This is a genomic window from Pseudomonas sp. NPDC007930, assembly GCF_042958985.1.
In the GTDB taxonomy this organism is placed as follows: domain Bacteria; phylum Pseudomonadota; class Gammaproteobacteria; order Pseudomonadales; family Pseudomonadaceae; genus Aquipseudomonas.
In genome coordinates this window covers 725,038-745,805 of sequence record NZ_JBIBKC010000001.1, presented here as the reverse complement: position 1 = coordinate 745,805, position 20,768 = coordinate 725,038, and the positions used below count along the sequence as shown (strand labels likewise).

At 63.6% G+C, this 20,768-nt stretch carries 16 protein-coding genes and 1 pseudogene; 12 read left to right on the top strand and 5 right to left on the bottom strand.

Annotated features, from left to right (window positions below; all coding sequences use genetic code 11):
• Positions 1-215: 215 nt before the first annotated feature.
• From tkt to fba, 7 genes and pseudogenes are all read left to right on the top strand, one after another.
• On the top strand, positions 216-2,213 hold the full coding sequence (tkt, locus tag ACFZCE_RS03365) for a transketolase (protein WP_390936050.1): 1,998 nt from the start codon (positions 216-218) through the stop codon (positions 2,211-2,213).
• Positions 2,214-2,274: 61 nt separating this feature from the next.
• Positions 2,275-3,340, top strand: a pseudogene (epd, locus tag ACFZCE_RS03360) (erythrose-4-phosphate dehydrogenase).
• 3 nt (positions 3,341-3,343) lie between these two features.
• The gene (locus tag ACFZCE_RS03355) at positions 3,344-4,507 is read left to right on the top strand and encodes a phosphoglycerate kinase (RefSeq protein WP_390936048.1); all 1,164 of its coding nucleotides are present in this window, start codon (positions 3,344-3,346) and stop codon (positions 4,505-4,507) included.
• A 5-nt stretch (positions 4,508-4,512) separates the two neighbouring features.
• A complete protein-coding gene (locus tag ACFZCE_RS03350) occupies positions 4,513-4,746 on the top strand; it encodes a hypothetical protein (RefSeq protein ID WP_390936046.1) in 234 nt (77 codons plus the stop codon).
• Positions 4,747-4,811: 65 nt separating this feature from the next.
• Positions 4,812-5,027: a hypothetical protein gene (locus tag ACFZCE_RS03345; protein WP_390936044.1), complete on the top strand. Its 216-nt coding sequence runs from the start codon at positions 4,812-4,814 to the stop codon at positions 5,025-5,027.
• A gap of 58 nt (positions 5,028-5,085) precedes the next feature.
• Positions 5,086-5,415 carry an MliC family protein gene (locus ACFZCE_RS03340; protein ID WP_390936042.1) on the top strand — a complete coding sequence of 110 codons (330 nt, stop codon included), beginning with the start codon at positions 5,086-5,088 and terminating at the stop codon, positions 5,413-5,415.
• 110 nt (positions 5,416-5,525) lie between these two features.
• A complete protein-coding gene (gene fba, locus ACFZCE_RS03335) occupies positions 5,526-6,590 on the top strand; it encodes a class II fructose-bisphosphate aldolase (protein ID WP_390936040.1) in 1,065 nt (354 codons plus the stop codon).
• A gap of 111 nt (positions 6,591-6,701) precedes the next feature.
• On the opposite strand, the gene ACFZCE_RS03330 is transcribed toward fba, so the two are convergent.
• Positions 6,702-7,391 carry a polysaccharide lyase family 7 protein gene (locus tag ACFZCE_RS03330; RefSeq protein ID WP_390936039.1) on the bottom strand — a complete coding sequence of 230 codons (690 nt, stop codon included), beginning with the start codon at positions 7,389-7,391 and terminating at the stop codon, positions 6,702-6,704.
• A gap of 311 nt (positions 7,392-7,702) precedes the next feature.
• On the opposite strand from ACFZCE_RS03330, the gene ACFZCE_RS03325 reads away from it, so the two are divergent.
• From ACFZCE_RS03325 to ACFZCE_RS03305, 5 genes are all read left to right on the top strand, one after another.
• The gene (locus ACFZCE_RS03325) at positions 7,703-9,838 is read left to right on the top strand and encodes an EAL domain-containing protein (protein ID WP_390936445.1); all 2,136 of its coding nucleotides are present in this window, start codon (positions 7,703-7,705) and stop codon (positions 9,836-9,838) included.
• Positions 9,839-9,867: 29 nt separating this feature from the next.
• The gene (locus ACFZCE_RS03320) at positions 9,868-10,371 is read left to right on the top strand and encodes a YgjP-like metallopeptidase domain-containing protein (RefSeq protein ID WP_390936037.1); all 504 of its coding nucleotides are present in this window, start codon (positions 9,868-9,870) and stop codon (positions 10,369-10,371) included.
• Between the two features lie 13 nt (positions 10,372-10,384).
• Positions 10,385-10,699 carry a helix-turn-helix domain-containing protein gene (locus tag ACFZCE_RS03315; RefSeq protein WP_390936036.1) on the top strand — a complete coding sequence of 105 codons (315 nt, stop codon included), beginning with the start codon at positions 10,385-10,387 and terminating at the stop codon, positions 10,697-10,699.
• Between the two features lie 87 nt (positions 10,700-10,786).
• A complete protein-coding gene (locus ACFZCE_RS03310; protein ID WP_390936034.1) occupies positions 10,787-11,542 on the top strand; it encodes a transporter substrate-binding domain-containing protein in 756 nt (251 codons plus the stop codon).
• Positions 11,543-11,996: 454 nt separating this feature from the next.
• Positions 11,997-13,064, top strand: a complete 1,068-nt coding sequence (locus tag ACFZCE_RS03305) for a hypothetical protein (protein ID WP_390936033.1) — start codon at positions 11,997-11,999, stop codon at positions 13,062-13,064.
• On the opposite strand, the gene ACFZCE_RS03300 is transcribed toward ACFZCE_RS03305, so the two are convergent.
• The 4 genes from ACFZCE_RS03300 to mscK form a co-directional block, all read right to left on the bottom strand.
• Positions 13,061-13,606, bottom strand: a complete 546-nt coding sequence (locus ACFZCE_RS03300; RefSeq protein WP_390936031.1) for a sce7726 family protein — start codon at positions 13,604-13,606, stop codon at positions 13,061-13,063. The genes ACFZCE_RS03305 and ACFZCE_RS03300 overlap by 4 nt on opposite strands.
• A 75-nt stretch (positions 13,607-13,681) precedes the next feature.
• A complete protein-coding gene (gene yccS / locus ACFZCE_RS03295) occupies positions 13,682-15,880 on the bottom strand; it encodes a YccS family putative transporter (protein ID WP_390936029.1) in 2,199 nt (732 codons plus the stop codon).
• 81 nt (positions 15,881-15,961) lie between these two features.
• Entirely contained in the window at positions 15,962-17,425 is a 1,464-nt protein-coding gene (gene selO, locus ACFZCE_RS03290) for a protein adenylyltransferase SelO (RefSeq protein ID WP_390936027.1), read from the bottom strand.
• Positions 17,422-20,751 carry a mechanosensitive channel MscK gene (gene mscK, locus ACFZCE_RS03285; protein ID WP_390936025.1) on the bottom strand — a complete coding sequence of 1,110 codons (3,330 nt, stop codon included), beginning with the start codon at positions 20,749-20,751 and terminating at the stop codon, positions 17,422-17,424. Before mscK ends, selO begins: the two co-directional genes overlap by 4 nt.
• Positions 20,752-20,768 lie beyond the last annotated feature (17 nt).

Below are 20,768 nucleotides of genomic sequence, written 5' to 3'. Positions count from 1 at the left end.
AGCAGTCTAAGGTCGCTACCCGACGACCGCAAGGGCTATATCAAAAAGTTTTGATATAGCCCTTGGGCCTGTGCGGGCATTGGCGCATGGCGGTAACGGGATAGGCGCTGAAACGATACACTTGCCGCTACGGGGTCATCTTCGATTGCCCCCAACCGCGCCGGTGAGGGAAAATGCCGGCCTTTGCCGTTTCATCTATTTAGTGGAGACAAACGATGCCTAGCCGTCGTGAGCGTGCCAACGCCATTCGTGCCCTGAGCATGGATGCCGTCCAGAAAGCCAACAGCGGCCACCCTGGCGCTCCCATGGGCATGGCGGATATCGCCGAAGTCCTGTGGCGTGACTTTCTCAAGCACAACCCGGCCAACCCCGCGTTCGTTGACCGCGACCGGTTCGTCATGTCCAACGGGCATGGCTCGATGCTGGTCTACTCCCTGCTGCACCTGACCGGCTACGACCTGGCCATCGACGACCTGAAAAACTTCCGCCAGCTGCACAGCCGCACCCCGGGCCACCCGGAATACGGCTATACCCCGGGCGTCGAGACCACCACCGGCCCGCTCGGCCAGGGCATCGCCAACGCCGTGGGCTTCGCCCTGGCGGAAAAAATCCTCGCCGCGCAGTTCAACCGCCCTGGCCACAACATCGTCAACCACCACACCTATGCGTTCCTGGGTGACGGCTGCATGATGGAAGGCATCTCCCACGAAGTGTGCTCGCTGGCCGGCACCCTGGGCCTGGGCAAACTGATCGCCTTCTACGATGACAACGGCATCTCCATCGACGGCGAAGTCGAAGGCTGGTTCAGCGACGACACCCCCAAGCGCTTCGAAGCCTATGGCTGGCAGGTGATCCGCAACGTCGACGGCCACGACGCCGACGAGATCAAGACCGCCATCGAAACCGCGCGCAAAAGCGAGCAGCCTACGCTGATCTGCTGCAAAACCGTGATCGGCTTCGGCTCGCCGAACAAGCAGGGTAAAGAGGAGTGCCACGGCGCGCCGCTGGGCGCCGATGAAATCGCCCTGACCCGCGAAAAACTCGGTTGGAAGCACGGCCCGTTCGAGATCCCGGCAGACATTTACAAAGAGTGGAGCGCCCGCGAAAAAGGCGCCGCCGCCGAAGCCGAGTGGGACCAGCGCTTCGCCGCCTACTCCGCCGCCTACCCGGCGCTGGCCAACGAGCTGATCCGCCGTATCAGCGGTGAACTGCCGGCCGACTTCTCGGAAAAAGCCGCCGCCTACATCGCCGAAGTGGCCGCCAAGGGCGACACCATCGCCAGCCGCAAGGCCAGCCAGAACTCCCTCAACGCCTTCGGCCCGCTGCTGCCCGAGCTGCTCGGTGGCTCGGCGGACCTCGCCGGTTCCAACCTTACCCTGTGGAAGGGTTGCAAGGGCGTGAGCGCCGAAGACGCCGCCGGTAACTACCTGTACTACGGCGTGCGCGAGTTCGGCATGAGCGCGATCATGAACGGCATCGCCCTGCACGGCGGCTTCGTGCCGTACGGCGCGACCTTCCTGATCTTCATGGAATACGCCCGCAACGCCGTGCGCATGTCGGCGCTGATGAAAAAACGCGTGCTGTACGTGTTCACCCACGACTCCATCGGCCTCGGCGAAGACGGCCCGACCCACCAGCCGATCGAGCAACTGGCCAGCCTGCGCTGCACGCCGAGCCTCGACACCTGGCGCCCGGCCGATGCCGTGGAATCGGCGGTCGCCTGGAAGTTCGCGCTCGAGCGCAACGATGGCCCGTCGGCGATGATCTTCTCGCGGCAGAACCTCAACCACCAGGCGCGCGATGCCCAGCAACTGGCCGACGTCGCCAAGGGCGGCTACGTGCTCAAGGACTGCGCCGGCGAGCCGGAGCTGATCCTCATCGCCACCGGTTCCGAAGTGGGCCTGGCCGTGCAGGCATACGATGCCCTCACCGCCGAGGGCCGCCAGGTGCGTGTGGTGTCGATGCCGAGCACCAGCGTGTTCGACCGCCAGGACGCCGCCTACAAGCAGGCCGTGCTGCCGCTGGAAGTCAGCGCCCGTATCGCCATCGAAGCTGCCCACGCAGACTTCTGGTACAAGTACGTGGGCCTCGAAGGCCGCGTGATCGGCATGACCACCTTCGGTGAGTCGGCGCCGGCCGCCGCGCTGTTCGAAGAGTTCGGCTTCACCCTGGACAACGTCCTGTCCACCGCGAACGAACTGCTCGAAGACTGACGCACTTCCCCGCTGGCGGCTCACCCCGCCAGCGGGCCGATTTTTACGCCGAGTCTGTTCAATGCCCTCTAAGCGCCCCTATAAAGTTGCCCTCAACGGCTATGGCCGTATCGGCCGCTGCGTGCTTCGCGCGTTGTATGAACGTGGCGAGCGGGACGGCATCGAAGTGGTCGCGCTCAACGACCTCGCCGACCTGCCCAGCCTTGAATACCTCACTCGCTTCGACTCCACCCACGGGCGTTTTCCCGGCGAGGTCAGCGTCGATGGCGACCACCTGCGCATCCAGGGCGATCGCCTGCGCGTGCTGCGCAGCGCCGAGCCCGAAGGCATCGACTGGCAGGCCCTGGGCCTCGACCTGGTGCTGGAGTGCTCCGGTGCCTGGCACACCCGTGCCGACGGCGAGCGCTTTATCGCCGCCGGCGCCCCGCGGGTGCTGTTTTCCCAGCCGATGGCCAGCGAGGCGGATGTCGACGCCACGGTGGTGTACGGCATCAACCAGCAACAACTGACCGGCGCCGAGCGCCTGGTCTCGAATGCCTCGTGCACCACCAACTGCGCGGTGCCGCTGCTGCGTTTGCTCGACCAGGCGTTTGGCATCGAGTACGCCTCGATCACCACCATCCACTCGGCGATGAACGACCAACCGGTGATCGACGCCTACCACCACGAAGACCTGCGCCGCACCCGTTCGGCGTTCCAGTCGGTGATTCCGGTGTCTACCGGGCTGGCGCGCGGTATCGAACGCTTGCTTCCGGAACTTGCCGGGCGAATCCAGGCCAAAGCGGTACGCGTTCCCACGGTGAACGTGTCGTGCCTGGACATCACCCTGCAGGTCGGCCGCGACACCGACGCGCGCGAAGTCAACCAGGTGCTGCGCGAGGCCGCCAGCAACGGCTCGCTCAAGGGCCTGCTGGCCTACACTGAACTGCCGCACGCCAGTTGTGATTTCAACCATGACCCGCATTCGGCGATCGTCGATGCCAGCCAAACCCGGGTGTCCGGCCCGCGGCTGGTCAACCTGCTGGCCTGGTTCGACAACGAATGGGGCTTTGCCAATCGCATGCTCGATGTCGCGGCGCACTTGCTGGGCATCGTCAAACCCAACTCAAAGAATGCCTAAGGACTGACACATGACTGTGTTGAAAATGAGCGACCTGGATCTGGCCGGCAAGCGGGTGCTGATCCGCGAAGACCTCAACGTTCCGGTCAAGGATGGCAAGGTGACCAGCGACGCGCGCATTCTCGCCTCGCTGCCCACGATCAAGCTGGCGCTGGAAAAAGGCGCGGCGGTGATGGTCTGCTCGCACCTGGGCCGCCCGACCGAAGGCGAGCCTTCCGAAGAAAACAGCCTGAAGCCGGTGGCCGAATACCTGGCCAAGGCCCTGGGCCGTGACGTGCCGCTGGTCAAGGATTACCTGGGCGGCGTCGAGGTTGCCCCCGGCAGCCTGGTGCTGTTCGAAAACGTACGCTTCAACCCCGGCGAGAAAAAGAACGCCGATGCGCTGGCCCAGCAATACGCCGCCCTGTGCGACGTGTTCGTGATGGACGCCTTCGGCACCGCCCACCGCGCCGAGGGCTCGACCCACGGCGTGGCCAAGTTTGCCAAGGTCGCCGCTGCCGGCCCGCTGCTGGCGGCTGAGCTCGACGCCCTGGGCAAGGCGTTGAAGGCCCCGGCCAAGCCGATGGCAGCCATCGTCGCCGGCTCGAAGGTCAGCACCAAGCTCGACGTGCTGAACAGCCTGAGCACCGTGTGCGACCAATTGATCGTCGGCGGCGGCATCGCCAACACCTTCCTGGCCGCGGCCGGGCACAAGGTAGGCAAGTCGCTGTACGAACCCGACCTGCTCGACACCGCCCGCGCCATCGCCGCCAAGGTCAGCGTGCCGCTGCCGGTTGACGTGGTAGTGGCCAAGGCCTTCGCCGAAAACGCCGCAGCCACCGTGAAGGGCATCGACGAAGTCGCCGATGACGACATGATCCTCGACATCGGCCCGAAAACCGCCGCGCAGTTCGCCGAGCTGCTCAAGGCATCGAAAACCATCCTGTGGAACGGCCCAGTCGGCGTGTTCGAATTCGACCAGTTCGGCGAAGGCACCAAAACCCTGGCCAAGGCGATTGCCGAAAGCCCGGCGTTTTCCATCGCCGGTGGCGGTGACACCCTCGCGGCCATCGACAAATACGGCGTGAGCAAGGATATTTCATACATCTCCACCGGCGGTGGCGCGTTCCTCGAGTTCGTCGAAGGCAAGGTATTGCCGGCGGTGGAAGTGCTCGAGCTGCGGGCCAAGGGTTAAGCCCCATGGCCAAGCAGTGGGCAATGATTGCCCTGGCCAGTTGCCTGGCCGCGTGTTCCAGCCCTGCGCCACAAGCGCCCCAGCCAGCCCCGGCGGCACACGCCCAGGCCCCGGCCAGCGGTTGCAAGCAGGCGAACTGGCAGGCTGAAACCGCGCCGGTGATCAACAAGCGCCAGGGCCAGGAGGCCCTGGAGCGGTACGACGCAGACAACCCGGCCGCCGCGGGCGATTGCCCGTAGCAACCCTGCCGCTGCGATGTGGTCTTCAGGTGAGTGTCACTCACGTTTCGTGAAAGGAGCTCACCATGAAGGCGTATACAGCAGCAGCGGCGGTATTGGCGGGGGCCATGGCCTTGGCCGGGTGTTCGGTGTTTGGCGGCGACGGCGAGAAAACCTGCGAGGTGTTCAGCCCCGCTTCGGTGGCCACGCCGTCCAGCCAAGACAACCAACGGGTGCAAACCAATGCCACCGGCGACCCGACCGGAGGCGGCAACAAAATGCAGAATTGCGAGTCGCAGTAACGTGCCGAGCCGGCTGCCATGCGGGTTTCGGCGCCTCTAGAGTGCAGTAGGAGAGGCTATGAAGGGCATTGCCGGCCTGATGTGTTGTGCCGTACTGGGCGGTTGTGCCTGGCTCGAGCCAAAGGAGGCCGCACCGGCGGCGCCCACCCAGTGGGTGTGCGACAGCCAGGTCAGCTTCCAATGGCGCTACCTGAATGCCGCGCAGAGTGCCGTGCAGGTACGCCTGGGTGGCAGCCAGCAGGATTACCAACTGGCCGCCGCGCCGGGTGCCGCCGATGGCGTGCTGTTCACCGACGGCGTGTTGGCGTTCAATAAGCGCGGTGACGAAGGGCTGCTGTACTGGGTCGCGACCAACGACCTGATCGGTCGGGGCTGCAAGGCTCGCTGAGGCAATGGCCAGCGTTTGGCTGGCCACGAATTGAAAGGCATGAATGGCAGCCGCCCCCTGCGGGGTGGAACTGCACGATAAACGACCCTGGAGCGGGAGAGAAACAAACCATGGCACTGATTAGCATGCGCCAGTTGCTGGACCACGCCGCCGAATTCGGTTACGGCGTGCCGGCGTTCAACGTGAACAACCTCGAGCAAATGCGCGCGATCATGGAAGCCGCCCACAAAACGGATTCCCCGGTGATCGTCCAGGCCTCGGCCGGTGCCCGCAAATATGCCGGCGCGCCGTTCCTGCGCCACCTGATCCTGGCCGCCATCGAAGAATTCCCGCACATCCCGGTGGTCATGCACCAGGACCACGGCACCAGCCCGGACGTGTGCCAACGCTCCATCCAACTGGGCTTCAGCTCGGTGATGATGGACGGCTCGCTGAAGGCCGACGGTAAAACCCCGTCCGACTACGAGTACAACGTCCGCGTAACCCAGCAAACCGTTGCCTTCGCCCACGCCTGCGGCGTGTCGGTTGAGGGTGAGTTGGGCTGCCTGGGCTCGCTGGAAACCGGCCAGGCCGGCGAAGAAGACGGCGTGGGCGCCGAAGGCACCCTCGACCACAGCCAACTGCTGACCGACCCGGAAGAAGCCGCCGACTTCGTCAAGAAAACCCAGGTCGACGCCCTGGCCATCGCCATCGGCACCAGCCACGGCGCCTACAAGTTCACCAAGCCGCCGACCGGTGACGTGCTGTCGATCGAACGCATCAAGGAAATCCACAAGCGCATCCCCAACACCCACTTGGTGATGCACGGCTCGTCGTCGGTGCCACAAGACTGGCTGGCGATCATCAACGAGTACGGTGGCGACATCAAGGAAACCTACGGGGTGCCGGTCGAAGAGATCGTCGAAGGCATCAAGTACGGCGTGCGCAAGGTCAACATCGACACCGACCTGCGCCTGGCCTCGACCGGTGCCATCCGCCGCTTCATGGCGCAGAACCCGAGCGAGTTCGACCCGCGCAAATACTTCGCCAAAACCGTCGATGCCATGCGGGATGTGTGCATCGCCCGTTACGAAGCCTTTGGCACCGCCGGCAACGCCTCGAAAATCCGCCCGGTTTCGCTGGATGTGATGTTCGAGCGTTATGCCAAGGGTGAGTTGGACGCCAAGGTCAACTGACCTGGCAGCCCCTCCTGTACCTCTGGAGGGGCGAAGGGCCCGCAAGCGCTTGCGCAGCGAGCCCGGCAAAAAAAGGCGGCCCGATGGCCGCCTTTTTTATGAGCGCGAAACTTACAAGCCCGCGACCGTGGCCGGCTTGGCATGCTTGATGGCAAGTTTGTAGAACGTCACCTGGCCGCCCTCGGTGGCGTAGCCGGTGTTGTCTTGCACATACACCCCCGCCTTGAAGTACAGGTCCTTGGTTTTCCAGGCGCTGCTGATGGTGTAGCTCCACGCCACATTGGCCGCGGTCACCGACAAAACGCCCGCCTGGGTCAGGCCGATCACATAGTCGAAGCGCTTGCTCATCGGCACGCTCTGCGCCACGGTGATCACCGTCGGCTCGTCCTGGTCCGGCGACTTGCGCAACTTGACCACGATGTTGCCCAGCTTGGTTTTCTCTTTGTACTGATACTCAACCTTGATCAGCGGCTCGTTGCTGCCGTACTGGTGAATTTGCCCGATCACCACCTTGCCGGACGACGGTACCTGGTTCACGCTCAGGTTGGCGGTCAGGGTGTTGTTGGCGTCGGGGTACTTCCAGTTGTGCACGGTGCCGTTGGAATAGGTTTCGCGCAGTTCGGAGCGGGGGTACTTGGCACTCGCGGTGACGGTGCCGGTTACCGGCGCCCAGAAAAACAGCGTGCCGGAGTCGGCGTGGAAGTAGCTATCGGTGAAGCCCGCAGCCAGGGCAGGGGTGTCAATGGTGGTCGCTGGTGTGCCAACGGGTACGCTGAGGTTCCAGGTATTCAAATCGATCATGAGGTTCACCTTCGTAAGAGGGGGTCACTAAGTGTTTGAAAACGGTCGCACTTCCCGGCGCGGGTGAGGGGCGCTGCCCTGCATGTGCCGCGGAAGATACACGAGTTATCGGCCGCGACCAGGGATTGACGCCATCCGTTTGTCGGCTATATGTAAGCTATTGATTACAGATGTTTCAGCAGCCGACCGTTAGTCGGTGGTGATAGGATCCAACGGGTTTTTTTATCTGCGGCGGAGCAAAAGCCCGTCTAGGCTGTCTGTAGCCCGTGGGTAGTTTCTGGCATCAGGCCATTATTACGTTGAGTAGCAGCATGGAATGCGCGCAGTCGAGTCAGGCCGAAAACCGGTCGGTGCTATTAGTCGTCGATGACTACCCTGAAAACCTGCTCAGCATGCGTGCCTTGCTTGAGCGGCAAGATTGGGAAGTGGTCACCGCGGCATCGGGTGTCGAAGCGCTGGGGATGCTGCTCCAGCACGATGTCGACCTGGTATTGCTCGACGTGCAGATGCCGGGCATGGACGGCTTCGAGGTCGCGCGGCTGATGCGCGGCAGCCAGCGCACGCGGCTCACGCCGATCATCTTCCTGACCGCCAACGAGCAGTCCCAGGCCGCCGTGCTCAAGGGCTATGCCAACGGCGCGGTGGATTACCTGTTCAAGCCGTTCGACCCGCAAATCCTCAAGCCCAAGGTACAGGCGTTGCTCGAGCAGCAGCGCAACCGCAAGGAGCTGCAGCGGCTCACGCGTGACCTCGAATCGGCCCGGGCCTTCAACGCCTCGGTGCTCGAGCACGCCGCTGAAGGTATTCTGGTAGTCGATGAGGTGGGCAATATCCGCTTCGCCAACCCGGCGATTTCGCGCCTGCTCGGGGCCACGGTCGACGAGCTCGAAAGCGCGCGCTTGCTCGATTTCATTGAAAAACCCGCCGTGGCCAGCTGGCACGAGTCGGAGTTTTTCCGCGCCTACACCCTGCAAGACATCCACCGCGTGCACGATGCCGTGCTGCGCACCTACGCCGGGCAATCGTTGCCGGTGTCGCTGTCGTGCGCGCCGCTGGCCGGCGACAAGGCGATGGTGATCACCCTGCAAGACATGTCTGTAGTGCGCAACCTGCACCAACAGCTGGAATTCCAGGCCGTGACCGACCCGCTGACCGGCCTGCTCAACCGCCGCGGCTTTCACCAAACCGTCGAAAGCGCGCTGCTGCGCAACGAGCGCCCGGAAAAAAGCCAGGCGCTGCTGTACATGGACATGGACGGCTTCAAGCGCATCAACGACAGCCACGGCCATGATGCTGGCGACCGGGTGCTGCGCTGGGTCGCCGGGCAGTTGAAAGAGTGCCTGCGCCCCTACGACATCATCGGGCGCATGGGCGGCGATGAGTTCACCGCCCTGCTCGACACCCTGGACTACCCCGAGCAAGCTGCCAAAGTGGCGGAAAAAATCCTCGAACGGGTGCGCATCTGCCAGGAAGTCGACGGCATCGAAGTATCGCTCGGCTTAAGCATCGGCATCGCCACCTACCCCGAGTCCGGGGCCAACCTCGACCACCTGCTGCGCGCGGCAGACATCGCCATGTACGCCGCCAAGCAGGCCGGCAAACGCCAGTACCGCTATTACGACCAAGACCTCAACGTGCGCGCGCGCTCGCGGCTGTTGCTTGAGGAAAGCGTGTCCGAGGCCATCGAGAACAAGGACTTTTCCCTGGCGTTCCAGCCCCAGGTGTCGTTGGTAGACGGCCGCGTAAGGGGCTTCGAGGCGTTGCTGCGCTGGTGCCACCCGAGCGTTGGCGACGTGCCGCCGGGGTTGTTCATCCCGCTGCTCGAGGAAGCCCGGCTGATCAGCCGCCTGGCGACCTGGATCTACCACGAAGGCGCCGCCCAGCGCCGCACCTGGGCCCAGGCCTTCGCCCAGGACGTAGTGCTCAGCATCAGCCTGAGCAACGCCCAGTTCAGCATGCCCAACCTGGTCTCGGAGCTGCAGCGCGCCATCGCCATGAACGGCCTGGTGCCGCGCCAGGTCGAGGTGGAGATCACCGAACCGTCGCTGCTGCACAACGCCCATGAAGCGCGCCAGCAACTGCTGTTGCTGCGCGGGCTGGGCGTGCGCATCGCACTGGATGACTTTGGCGCCGAGCAATGTTCGCTTGTGCTGCTGCGCGACCTGCCGATCGACACCCTCAAGCTCGACCGCAAACTGATCGCCCGCCTGCCCGGCTCGCGCCGCGACGCGGACCTGGCGAAAATGCTCATCGGCCTGGCGCAGAGCTATGGCATCAGCGTGATCGCCGAGGGGGTGGAAACCCTGGAGCAGCGCGACTGGTTGGTGGAGCACGGCTGCGAGTACGTACAAGGCTTTTTGGTAGCGCGGCCGATGACCGCCGAGGAGGCCGGGCAGTTTCCGCCGGTGTTCGACTGGCAACTCGCCGAGCCGGAGATCGAGGGGTAAACTGGGCGCCCGTTCCAGGGCAACCGGCCATGCTACCGCTCAAATACCTCCAGGCTTACCCCGCGCACCTGCAGCATCAGGTCAGCCAGCTGATCGAGCAAGGCCGGCTGGCGGCCTACCTGGCCGAGCGCTACGACGGCCAGCATGCCATTCAAAGCGACAAGGCCCTGTATGGCTACGTGACCGAACTCAAGCAGCGCTTCCTGCGCTCGGCCCCCGCCATCGATAAAGTACTGTTCGACAACCGCCTCGACCTCACCCACCGCGCCCTTGGCCTGCACACGGCGGTGTCGCGGGTACAGGGTGGGCGGCTGAAGGCGAAAAAGGAAATCCGCATCGCCGCGTTGTTTCGCCAGGCACCGCCGCCGTTCTTGCGGATGATCGTGGTGCACGAGCTGGCGCACCTGCGCGAGGCGGACCACAACAAAGCGTTCTACCAACTGTGCGAGCACATGCAGCCCGGCTACGCGCAGCTGGAGTTCGACCTGCGCCTGTACCTGACTGCCCGCGACCTTGCCGGCACCTCCACCTGAAGCGAACCCGCCCATGGACATCAGCAAAACCCGCACCAGCTTCTACCGCCGCCTGTACGTGGCGCACCTGATCGCCAGTGGCCAGGCCAGCAGCGTGCCGGCGTTGATGGAAGCCACCGGCATGCCCCGGCGCACCGCCCAGGACACCATCGCCGCCCTGGCTGAGCTCGACATCGTCTGTGCGTTCGAGCAGGCCGCCGGCAGCCGTAACCACATTGGCCAATACCGCATTCTAGACTGGGGCGCGATCAGCCCGCAGTGGGTGGCCGGCAACCTTGGGCGGATCTGCCAGGTGCTCGGCTACCCGGTGTCGCAAGCAGAACACTGAGCACGACAGCCCGCATAAAGGCCATTATCTGGCCAGCTTTTTTATGTCATCTTGTGAGCATCGGCTGCCCGGAAAGGGAATGATGGCATGCGGCGGTTGCTTCGAAGCGGATGTTTGCTTGCGTGGTTGTTCGCCTGGGTGCCAGCGTGCGCACTGAGCGCCGAGGCGCCAACGTTGCGCTTGGTCGCAGACCCTTGGCCACCGTTCACGGATGAAACCCTGCCCACCAACGGCCTGGCCACCGCCATCGTCAGCCAGGCGCTGGCCCGTGCCGGCTACGCCACCACCTACGAACAAGTGCCCTGGGCGCGCGCTCTGCAGGGCATCGAGGCAGGCCGCTACGACGTGCTGGTCAACGCCTGGTACAACGAAGCCCGCGCGCGCATTGGCGACTTTTCCGCGCCTTACCTGATCAACCGCATCCGCTTGCTGCAAGCTGCCACCACGCCGGTGGTGTTCAAAGGCCGGCTGGATGAGCTGCACGACTATTCCATCGCCGTGGTGCGCGACTACGCCTACTCCGCCGGCTTCGACGCCGACGCCAGCCTGCACAAGGTGCCGGTGCGCAATTTCTCCCAAGGCCTGCGCATGCTGATGGCCGGCCGGGTAGACCTGACCCTCGAAGACGAATACGTGGCGCGCTTCTACCTGCACCAGGAGCCCGAGGCGCTGCAGGAAAGGGTCAAGTGGGTGGCCCCACCGCTGAGCGAGAACCCACTGCACATTCTGGTCAGCCACCGGGCGCCGGACTACCCGCGGATCGTGGCGGGGTTTGACCAGGCGATCGCGCAGATGAAGGCCGATGGGACGATTGAGCGGATGGTGCGGGCGTATGGGCTTTGAGCCTGCTGCAGACATATATCGTTATATTTTGGTAGCTGATTAAATATCGAAAATCAGCGTGTTGCATAAGGCGATGCAATGATCCAGGTCAATGCAATAAGATTTTTTGAAATATAAATAATCTGCTGTCCCTGAGTCAGTTCTTAGGGTGGCGCAGCTTTAAAATTCGATACCAGAGCGGTTTTGGTATAAGCATCACTGCGTTGGCTGGAGTTTTGGTGTTTTTTTTGAAACTTTTTTATTCCTAAAAAGCGATCCTCGGTGAAAGCCTGTTGTGCCGAGGTGCCATTGACTGCTGTTCAACAGTTGGTCTAGTTTCCTATCGCTTGAGTTGCCGTACTCCAGGACAGCCAAGAGTGCGTCACCTGCTCAGAAAATGCATAGCGCACGGCCCATCGTATCGTTCATTGGCTTTGATCGGTCGTCGCTTCCTTTTGATGGCGAGGAATAGTGTATGCAGTATGTAGCGTGTTTACGGGTCGGTTTGAACGACATCAAAGCCCTTACCCATTTAGAAAATTCGCGGAGGGATGATGTTGCTCCGCTGCTGGATATGCGAGGGAATGACGACAGGCACCTGCAGGCTTTTTTGCAAGCGTGGGTTGAACATCCCTATTTCCTGGATGTGTCCAGGGCCACGAAAGACATGGCCGAGGAGTTTATCTTTTCGAGAGATTTACACAGCTCGGCCAACGCCTTTGAACGTAAACGCCAGTTCTACGGGGAGGTTTCGGCCATCAATGAAAACCTGATCCCAGTGGTGTCATGGCTTGATGACGACCCCCAACGGCAGGTTATCCAAAGCGCCCTGTTACTGCAGCGAGACTTTGCCCGCATCGCGATCAGGGTGGCATGCCCGATCCGCCCCACCACCACTTCTTGGAGCAGGCTGCTGGCAATTCTCGATGCGCTCGAGCGCCCAGAGAGAGTAACTGTGATTCTGGATTTTGGCGCGACCAGCCCAAGTAGCACCGCCTCCGGGGCTGATTTCGATGTGTCGCTGAGGCAGTTGAATAGTTATGAGGTGGGAAGTGTAGTATTGCTGAGTACTTCCTTTCCTATCGACAAACCTGCGTCCAATAGTTCGAGGTCTTCAGCCTGCTATGATGTGGCATGGCAATCCCGCGTGGATCGCCGTAACATCAACTCTAACGTGGTCTACGGTGACTATGCTGCGACTAACCCCACCGCGCCGATGGAATACATTCGTGGCATGCCCGTTCTGCCCTTTGCGTGTTATTACACGCCCACGGAGTGGTGGCAGCGGCGCAAGGGTGAGGATAAGGAGTTTGTAAAGTATATCGAGATCGCTCAAGAGATCAGAAACCTGCCTGGTTATCATGGCGACGACTTCTGCTGGGCAACTCGCGAGTACGCGCGGATTGTCGCGACTTCTGCCAACTATGGAAACAACGGAGTGTGGAACGGTTACCGTATTAATCAGCACATTTGCGCGATGTTGCAGTCGATACAAGCTCTCAACGACGGTGCTGAAGAACTGGACCCAGACGACTTGCTCTAACCATACCGGCGTTTGAGGCAGTGGAGTACATGCGCTCGGATGTCTGATAACTGGAGGGCGCCACTGATCTTGTGGCGGACTTCCTTGATCAGTTCGCGGCGCTTGACGGGTACGCCATGCGCAAGGGCTAACGTATCGAGCTCTTCTCGCCACAAGAAGCCTGTCAGGTGAAATTTGCTCTGAGCCCGGTTAGCTCTGGCCCGGCGAATCATTGCCAAACCTGAGTAGTCGTCTACCACCAGTAACCCTATGTGCGCTTGGGATGACTCAAGCGCCTTGACCAGATGCTTGGAATGGCAACATAGCCACACTTCATCGAAGCATGCGAGGTAAGCCTCTTGCTGGCCTTGCCATCGGGCCAGCGTATCGGCGTGAGATTTGATTTCGAACGCCGTAAGTTTGCCGTTGGCGTGAACCAAGTCTGCGCGCCTGGCCTTATCAATGAAGCACAGCTCTTCGATAAACACATCGCAGGCCTCATGGGGCATCGCGTGGGTAATCCAGTGTTTGAGCAGGGGGCGGATTTCATCGGGATTGAGCATGGCTTGATTATAAACAGGCACCGGTGGGAACTCACCCTGAAATGTGTGCGTGAAGCGGCGGGTTTGCGCCAGCCCCTACGCCACCCTCGCCACCGCCCGCTCGGCTTTATCCTTCACCAAATGCGCCGCCAAATTGCGCAGCGGCGCCAGCTGCCGGCAGATCATCGCCAACTGGGTTTGCACCAGCCGCTGGGTTTCGTCTACCTCGTCGGGCATTTGCTCCAGTTGCTCGGCCAGGGCTTTTTCGCTGTCGTCCTCCAGGGCCACTGGGCTGCGCTCGGCGAGGCTCTGGGAGATGCTCTGCAGGCTGCCCACCAGTTGCTCGCCGGCCTGGTTCAGCTCGGCGCGCACGCTATCGGGCAAGTCGCTGCCGCGGTGCGCGCCCAGGCCGGAGAGGTAGTTGAGCAGGGTGTGCGACAGCACCAGAAAGCGAAAGCCCATGTCGGCTTCCTTGCGAAAGTGCCCCGGTTCCAGCTGCATGTTCGCCAGTGTGGTCGACAGCGCTGCGTCGGCGTTGTGGGCGTTGCGCCGGGCCAGGCGGTAGGCCAGGTCGTCGCGCTTGCCGTGGCTGTATTGCTCGAGGATCTGCCGCAGGTACTGGGCGTTGCAGGCCAGGGTGCCGGCCAGCACTTTGTTCAGCCGGCGGCCTTGCCAGTCGGGCAGGAACAGGAACACCGCCAGCCCGGCGATCAGGCTGCCGATCAACGTATCGAACAGCCGCGGCAGGAACAGCCCGTAACCGTCGCCGGTCTGGTTGAAGCAGAACAGCACCATCAGGGTGATGCCCGCGGTAGAGACGGTGTAGCGGGTGGTGCGGTTCACGAAGAAGACCATCCCCGCGGCCACCGCGAACATCGACTGCACCAGCGGGCTGGGGAACAGGTCGAACAGCGCCCAGCCCACCGTGAGCCCGGCGGCGGTGCCGACGATCCGCTGGCCCAGCTTGCGCCGGGTAGCGCCGTAGCTGGGTTGGCACACAAATAAGGTGGTGAGCATGATCCAGTAGCCCTGGGACGGGTGGATGGCATGCACCATGGCGTAACAGGTGACCAACGCCAGCGGCAGGCGCAACGCGTGGCGGAACAGCAGCGAGGTGGGCGTAAGGTTCTGGCGGATGCGCGCGCGCATGTCTTTGAGGTTCTGCGGCGCGCGGTTGAGCAGGCTGCTGTCGCTGGCCTCGGCCAGAGCGTCGGGGTTGCTGGCATCGCCCAGCAGCCGGTCGAGGGTGGCCAGGTTGCTCGCCAGCGCCCGCAGCGAGCGCAGCAGGCCGCGCCAGGCCGGGTTGCTCTGGATGCGCAGGTGCTCCAGCGAGGCGTGCAGGTCGCCCAACGCCTCGGCGAAGGTGCCGTCATACACGAACGGCTGGCGCAGTTGCAGGCTTTCCGATAGCCGCTGGCAGGCGCTGCCCTGCTGGCGCAGCAGGCGCTGGCAGCGGAACAGCACGTCGCTGTGGAAAAACGCCTCGGCCAGCGCGTTGTAGGGGTAGTGGGATGAGCTGGCGCGCTCGTGCACGTCTTGGGCGAGGAAGTACAGCTTCAGGTAGCGGCTGGTCTTGGCCCCGGCGCGGCTGCTGCCCACGCGGTTGAGGATGATCTCTTTCGAGGCGTTCAGCGCCGCCACCACCCGGCCGTTCTGCTTGGCCAGCTCCAGCCGCCGGCCCTCCACGTCGAGCCCGCGGATCGGCTCGAACAGCGAGGATTTGATCTTCAGGTACAGCCCCAGCTCGCGGAACACCCGGGCCAGGCCCTGCTGCACCGGCTGGTTGGCGAACAACGCCTGCCACAGCACCGACAGCGCGCCATACCACGCCGCGCCGGCCACCAGCAGCATCGGCTCGTGCCAGAAGTTGGCCACCTCGCCGCCGCGTTGGTCCACGCCGATCATGGTGTACACCGAGAGGATCAGCGTGGCGTAGGCGATGGCGTTGTAACGCTCGCCGAGCGCCCCGAGCATCGTCAGGCAGAACGCCGACAGCGCCAGGGCGGCCACGAACAGCCAGGGGTAGGGGAACAACAACTCCACCGCCAGCGCCGCCACGCTGAAGCAGCCCAGGGTCACCAGCAGGGCGGTGAGGCGGCCCTGCCAGTTGTCGTCGGTTTCGGCCAGGGCGCTGGCGATGATGCCCAGGAACAACGGGATCAGCAGGCGCATCTCGTTCTGGTACCAGCACAACGCCATGCTGCCGGTCAGGGCAATGAACACCCGGATGCTGTAGCTGAACTTGTCCAGCGCCCACAGCCGGCGCAGGGTTTGCCGAAAAGACTTCTTGGCCATCTAGCGAAGGAACCCGGGGTTGTCGATGGGGCGATCATAGCCCAGCAGCGTACCGAACGGGCAACGCTGTGAAGCCAGCCTTCACGACGAACAACTGATCTCCAGGTGCTTGCCCCAATCTGGTGGCCGTTGGGCAAAGCGCTCCATGCCCGGTTGCGCCTCGAAGGGCTTGGCCAGCACCGCGTGCAACTGCCGCACCACGCTGTAGTCGCCCTGTTCGGCGGCTTCGATGGCCTGTTGTGCCAGGTAGTTGCGCAGCACGTAAAGCGGGTTCACCCCATGCATGCGCGCCTGGCGCTCGGCTTGCGTTTCCTGGGGCTGGCGCAGCACCCGCGCGAGCAGGGCATCGCCCCAGGCGTCGAAGCCGTCACGGTCGATAAAGTCATCGCGCAGCACCTCCAGTGCCTGTTCCAGCGGTGTGTCGCCGAGCCGGCGGAAGAACAGCGTGTAGTCCACGGCGCTGTTCTGCATCAGTTGCAGCAAGCGCTCGAACAGCGCCTGGTCGGCCTCTTCGGCAGTGGTCAGGCCCAGGCGCCGGCGCATCAGGTCTTGGTATTTGGCTTGGTAGATCGGCAAGTACAGGGCCAGCGCGCCTTGCAGTGCTTCGACTTCCACCAGCGGCACCAGCGCCTGGCCCAGCGCACTGAGGTTCCAGTGGCCGATCGGCACCTGGTTGCTGAAGCTGTAACGGCCGCGGTCGTCGGAGTGGTTGCAGATGAACCGCGCGTCGAAGTCGTCGAGAAACGCGTAGGGGCCAAAATCGAAGGTCAGCCCCAGGATCGACATGTTGTCGGTGTTCATCACCCCGTGGTTGAAGCCGTAGGCCTGCCAGCCGGCGATCATCTCGGCGGTGCGCTCGACCACTTCGCTGAACATCGCCAGGTACGGGTTGGGCGCCTCGCGGCAGGCCGGGTAGTGGGCGGCCAGCACATGGTCGGCCAGTTGCTTGAGTTCATCGTGCTGGCGGGTGTAGTAGAAGTACTCGAAGTGGCCAAAGCGCACGTGGCTGGGCGCCAGCCGCAGCAGGGTGGCGGCGCGTTCCTGTTGCTCCCGCCACACCGGGGTGTCGGAAGCGACCACGCACAGCGCCCGGCTGGAAGGGATGCCCAGCAGCGGCAGCGCTTCGCTGGCGAGAAACTCGCGGACCGACGAGCGCAGCACCGCGCGGCCATCGCCCATGCGCGAGTAAGGGGTTTGCCCGGCGCCCTTCAGGTGCAGGTCCCAGTGCTCGCCGGCGCTGTTCACCACCTCGGCCAGCAGCAGGCCGCGGCCGTCGCCCAGGCGCGGGGTATAGCCGCCAAACTGGTGGCCGGCGTACACCATTGCCCGCGGCTCGGCGTGGTCCCACAGCTTGTGGCCGCTGAACACCTCGGCGAACAGCGGCGTGTTCGCCTCGGCGGGGGCGAGGTCGAGCAGCGCCAGCGCGGCCTCGCTCGCCACCACCAGGCGCGGCGCCTCGAGCGGGTCGGGCAGCACCTCGGTGGAGAACGCGTCGCCTAGGCGGGCGAAGCGGTTGTCGAAGGTCAGTTCGTCGAGCGGTTTCATGGCTGCCCTGGGGTGGCGTTCGGTGGCGGCGTGCCGGGCAGTGCCGGGCGCTCCGGTTGGCCCAGGTCGAGCTCGTCGCCCTGGGCGTTCTTCAGGTAGACCTCGACCTGGCGGAAGGAAATCCGTACGCCCTGGGCCTTGAACTCCTTGTTGATGAAGCGGTTGATCTCATCCAGCGCCGGGTTGCGGTCGCCCAGGTCGCGCACGTGCATGCGCAGCTCGTGGTCCAGGCTGCTTTCGCCGAAGGCGAGGAAATACACATGGGGCTCTGGGTCTTTCAGTACCCGTGGGTTTTCCTGGGCGGCCTGTAGCAGCAGCTTGCGCACCAGGTCGAGGTCAGAGCCGTAGTCTACGCCCACTTTAAGGATGACCCGGGTCACGGTGTCGGTCAGCGACCAGTTGATCAACTGGCCGGTGATGAAGGTTTTGTTCGGCACCACGATGTCTTTGCGGTCGAAGTCGGTGATGGTGGTGGCGCGAATGCGGATTTTGCTCACCGTACCGGACAGGTTGCCGATGGTGATGGTGTCGCCGATGCGCACCGGGCGCTCGAACAGGATCATGATCCCGGAGATGAAGTTGGCGAAGATTTCCTGCATGCCGAAGCCCAGCCCCACCGACAGCGCCGCCACCAGCCATTGCAGTTTGTCCCAGCTCACCCCCAGGGTCGACAGGGTGGAAACAAAGCCCACCCCGGCGATCACGTACGAGAGCAACGTGGTGGTGGCGTAGGCGCTGCCCTGCTTGAGGTTGAGCTTGGACAGCACGAACACCTCGAGCAGCCCGGGCAGGTTGCCGGCCAGCACGAAGGTGATGGCCACCACCACCATCGCCCCGAGCAGGTCGCCGAGGCTGATCGGCACCATGCTCATGCTGGTGCCGGTACCGCTGCTGTATTCGTAGAGGGTGATGTTGTCGAGATAGGCGAACACCGTGATCAGGTCGGCCCACACCCAGTACAGCACGCCGATGAAGGCGCCGATCAGCACCAGGCGGATCAACCGCAGCGACTGCTGGTTGACCTGCTCGATGTCGAGTTGTGGCTCTTCGGGGATCGGGTCGCCGTCGCCGTTGTCCTTCGCCGCCTGGCGTTTGCTCAGCGCGCGCTGGTAGGCCAGCCGGCGCGCCGCCACGCTCAGGCCGCGCACGAACATCGCCTCGATCACCAGCCAGATCATCAACAGGTAAAGCGTGGCGATCAGCCGGTCGGTGAGCTTGAGGGCGGTGTAGTAGTAGCCAAAGCACACGCCGAGGAACAGCGCCACTGGCAACAGGGTAAAGGCCAGCCCCACCAGCCGGCGGAACAGCGAGGTGTTGCCGTGGGCCGGGCTGCTCAACAGCAGGCGGCTGAGCAGCAGGGTCATCAGCGCGAAGCAGGTCAGCACCACGCCGATGCCGATCACGTCATCGGCCAGCGCCGAGGGCTGCAGCTCGGCCACCGCCACCACCGACACCAGCGCCAGCACCACGAAACCCAGGCGCCGCACCCAGCCCTGGAGGAAGGCCACCTGGGTGCGGTCCCAGCGAAAGTGCAACTCGGCCACACCGCCCGGCGCCAGAATCCGGTAGGCGGTGTAGAACACCATCCAGGCCTGGGCGATCTGCAGCAAGGCCGAGCCCAGGCTGGCGTTTTGCCCGCGGGCGTCGATCTGCAGCGCCAGGCCGCACAGCGCCAGGGCCAATGCCACCGGCATCGCCAGCAGGATGTTCACCAGGATCGCCAGCGGCGTGTGCCACTGGCTGTCGCGCTTGAAGTGGCCGACGTCCTTGTGCACCTGGTTGAGCTTGCCGTAGAGGTACTTGCGCCGCCACAGCAGGCCGCCGATCAGCAGCAACAGCGGCAGGAAGAACAACGGCCGTTGCGCCAGGCCATCGCCCAGTTGGGCCACGCTGGAGCGCCACGGCAGGGTGGCCACCTGGGCCGCCAGGCGCTTGGGCACGCCGCCCAGCCATTCGAAGTCCAGCGGCTTGTTGCTGGGGATCCAGAACATCTGCTCATCGAGGGTGGTGCGCAGGCTTTGTGCGGTGTCGAGCAGCTGCTTCTGGTTCAGCTGCAGGTTGATCGACTCGTTGAGCAGCGCCGCCAGCTCGCGGTTCAGCCGTTCAAGCAGGTCAGCGCGGGTCACCGCGAGGTCGAGCAGGCTTTTGCGCAGGTTCGGCGTGAGCTGTTCGTCCGGGTGGTTGGTAATCAGGCTGTCTACGTAGCCACCGGGGCTGCTCAGCGCCTCGCGCTGCTGGTTGACGTCGAACTGGTACAGGCGGATGTCGGCGATCTGGTCGGCCAGCGTGCGGTCGACCTTCAAGTGCGGCAGGGCCTGCTTCTGGGTGTAGAGGATCTTCGACAGCAGCAAACTGCCGCGCAGCACGTTGATCTGTTCGTCCAGCGCCTGGTCGGTCTGGTTCAGCGCGTCGAGCTGTTGCTTGACCTTGAGGTTCTGCTGGGTCAGCTCGTTGAGGCGGTCGGTGCTGCGCAGCAGGTAGTCACTCAGGCGCACGTTGGTCGCGCTCTCGGTGGCCAGCAGGCTGCTGGTGCCCGCCTTTTGCGCCTCGGCGGACTGCTCGTTGACGGTTTGCTGGGATTGCGCCAGGCGTTTCTGGTTGATCAGCGATTGGAGGTCTTGCAGCTCTTGCGCCACCCGCCCGACCTTTTCGATCAGCAGGTCGTGCTGGCTGTTGCCTAAATCCTGCAACAGGCTGTTGCCCGACAGTTCCTGGCGGCGCAGGGCCACCTGGGCGTTGATCGAGGCCTGCTCGGCCAGGTACTGGTTGCGTTGGTCCGCCGAAAGGGTTTTGGCGCCGTCCTTGCCGCTTTTGAGGATGCCGTTGATCTGGCCGATGCGGCTTTGCGCGTTGCTGATCTCGGTTTGCGCCCGTTCAGGGCGGGTTTGCGAGGTGATGATCAGGCTGTTGGCGTCGGCCAGCTGCTTTTGCAGGTCGCCCTGCTGGGCGCCGCGTTCGGCCAGCAGTTGTTCGAGCTGCGGCACGCTCTGGTTGGCGTAGCGTTGGGTGATCGGCACCACCTTGCTGGCCTTGAGGCGTTCCAGCTCGCGCTGGTTGTCGTTGGTTTGGCGCGGCGCGTCGGCGATCTGCTGCTTGGTGGCTTGCAGCTGCTTGGCGTAGTCATCGGCGCTGCCCAGGTACGAGAGGGTTTGCTCCAGTACCTGCTCCAGGGCCTTTTGATCGGGGTCGGAGAGCTTGCGGTCGGCAATGTGGTCGAGGCTCTGCTGAACCGCCTCGGCGCTGGGTGGGTCGGCCGCCTGGGCGGTGTAGGAAATCAGGCACAGCCCCAACAGGGCTGTGCCGAGCAAATGGCGCAAGGTCGGCATGATATGAACGGCAGAGA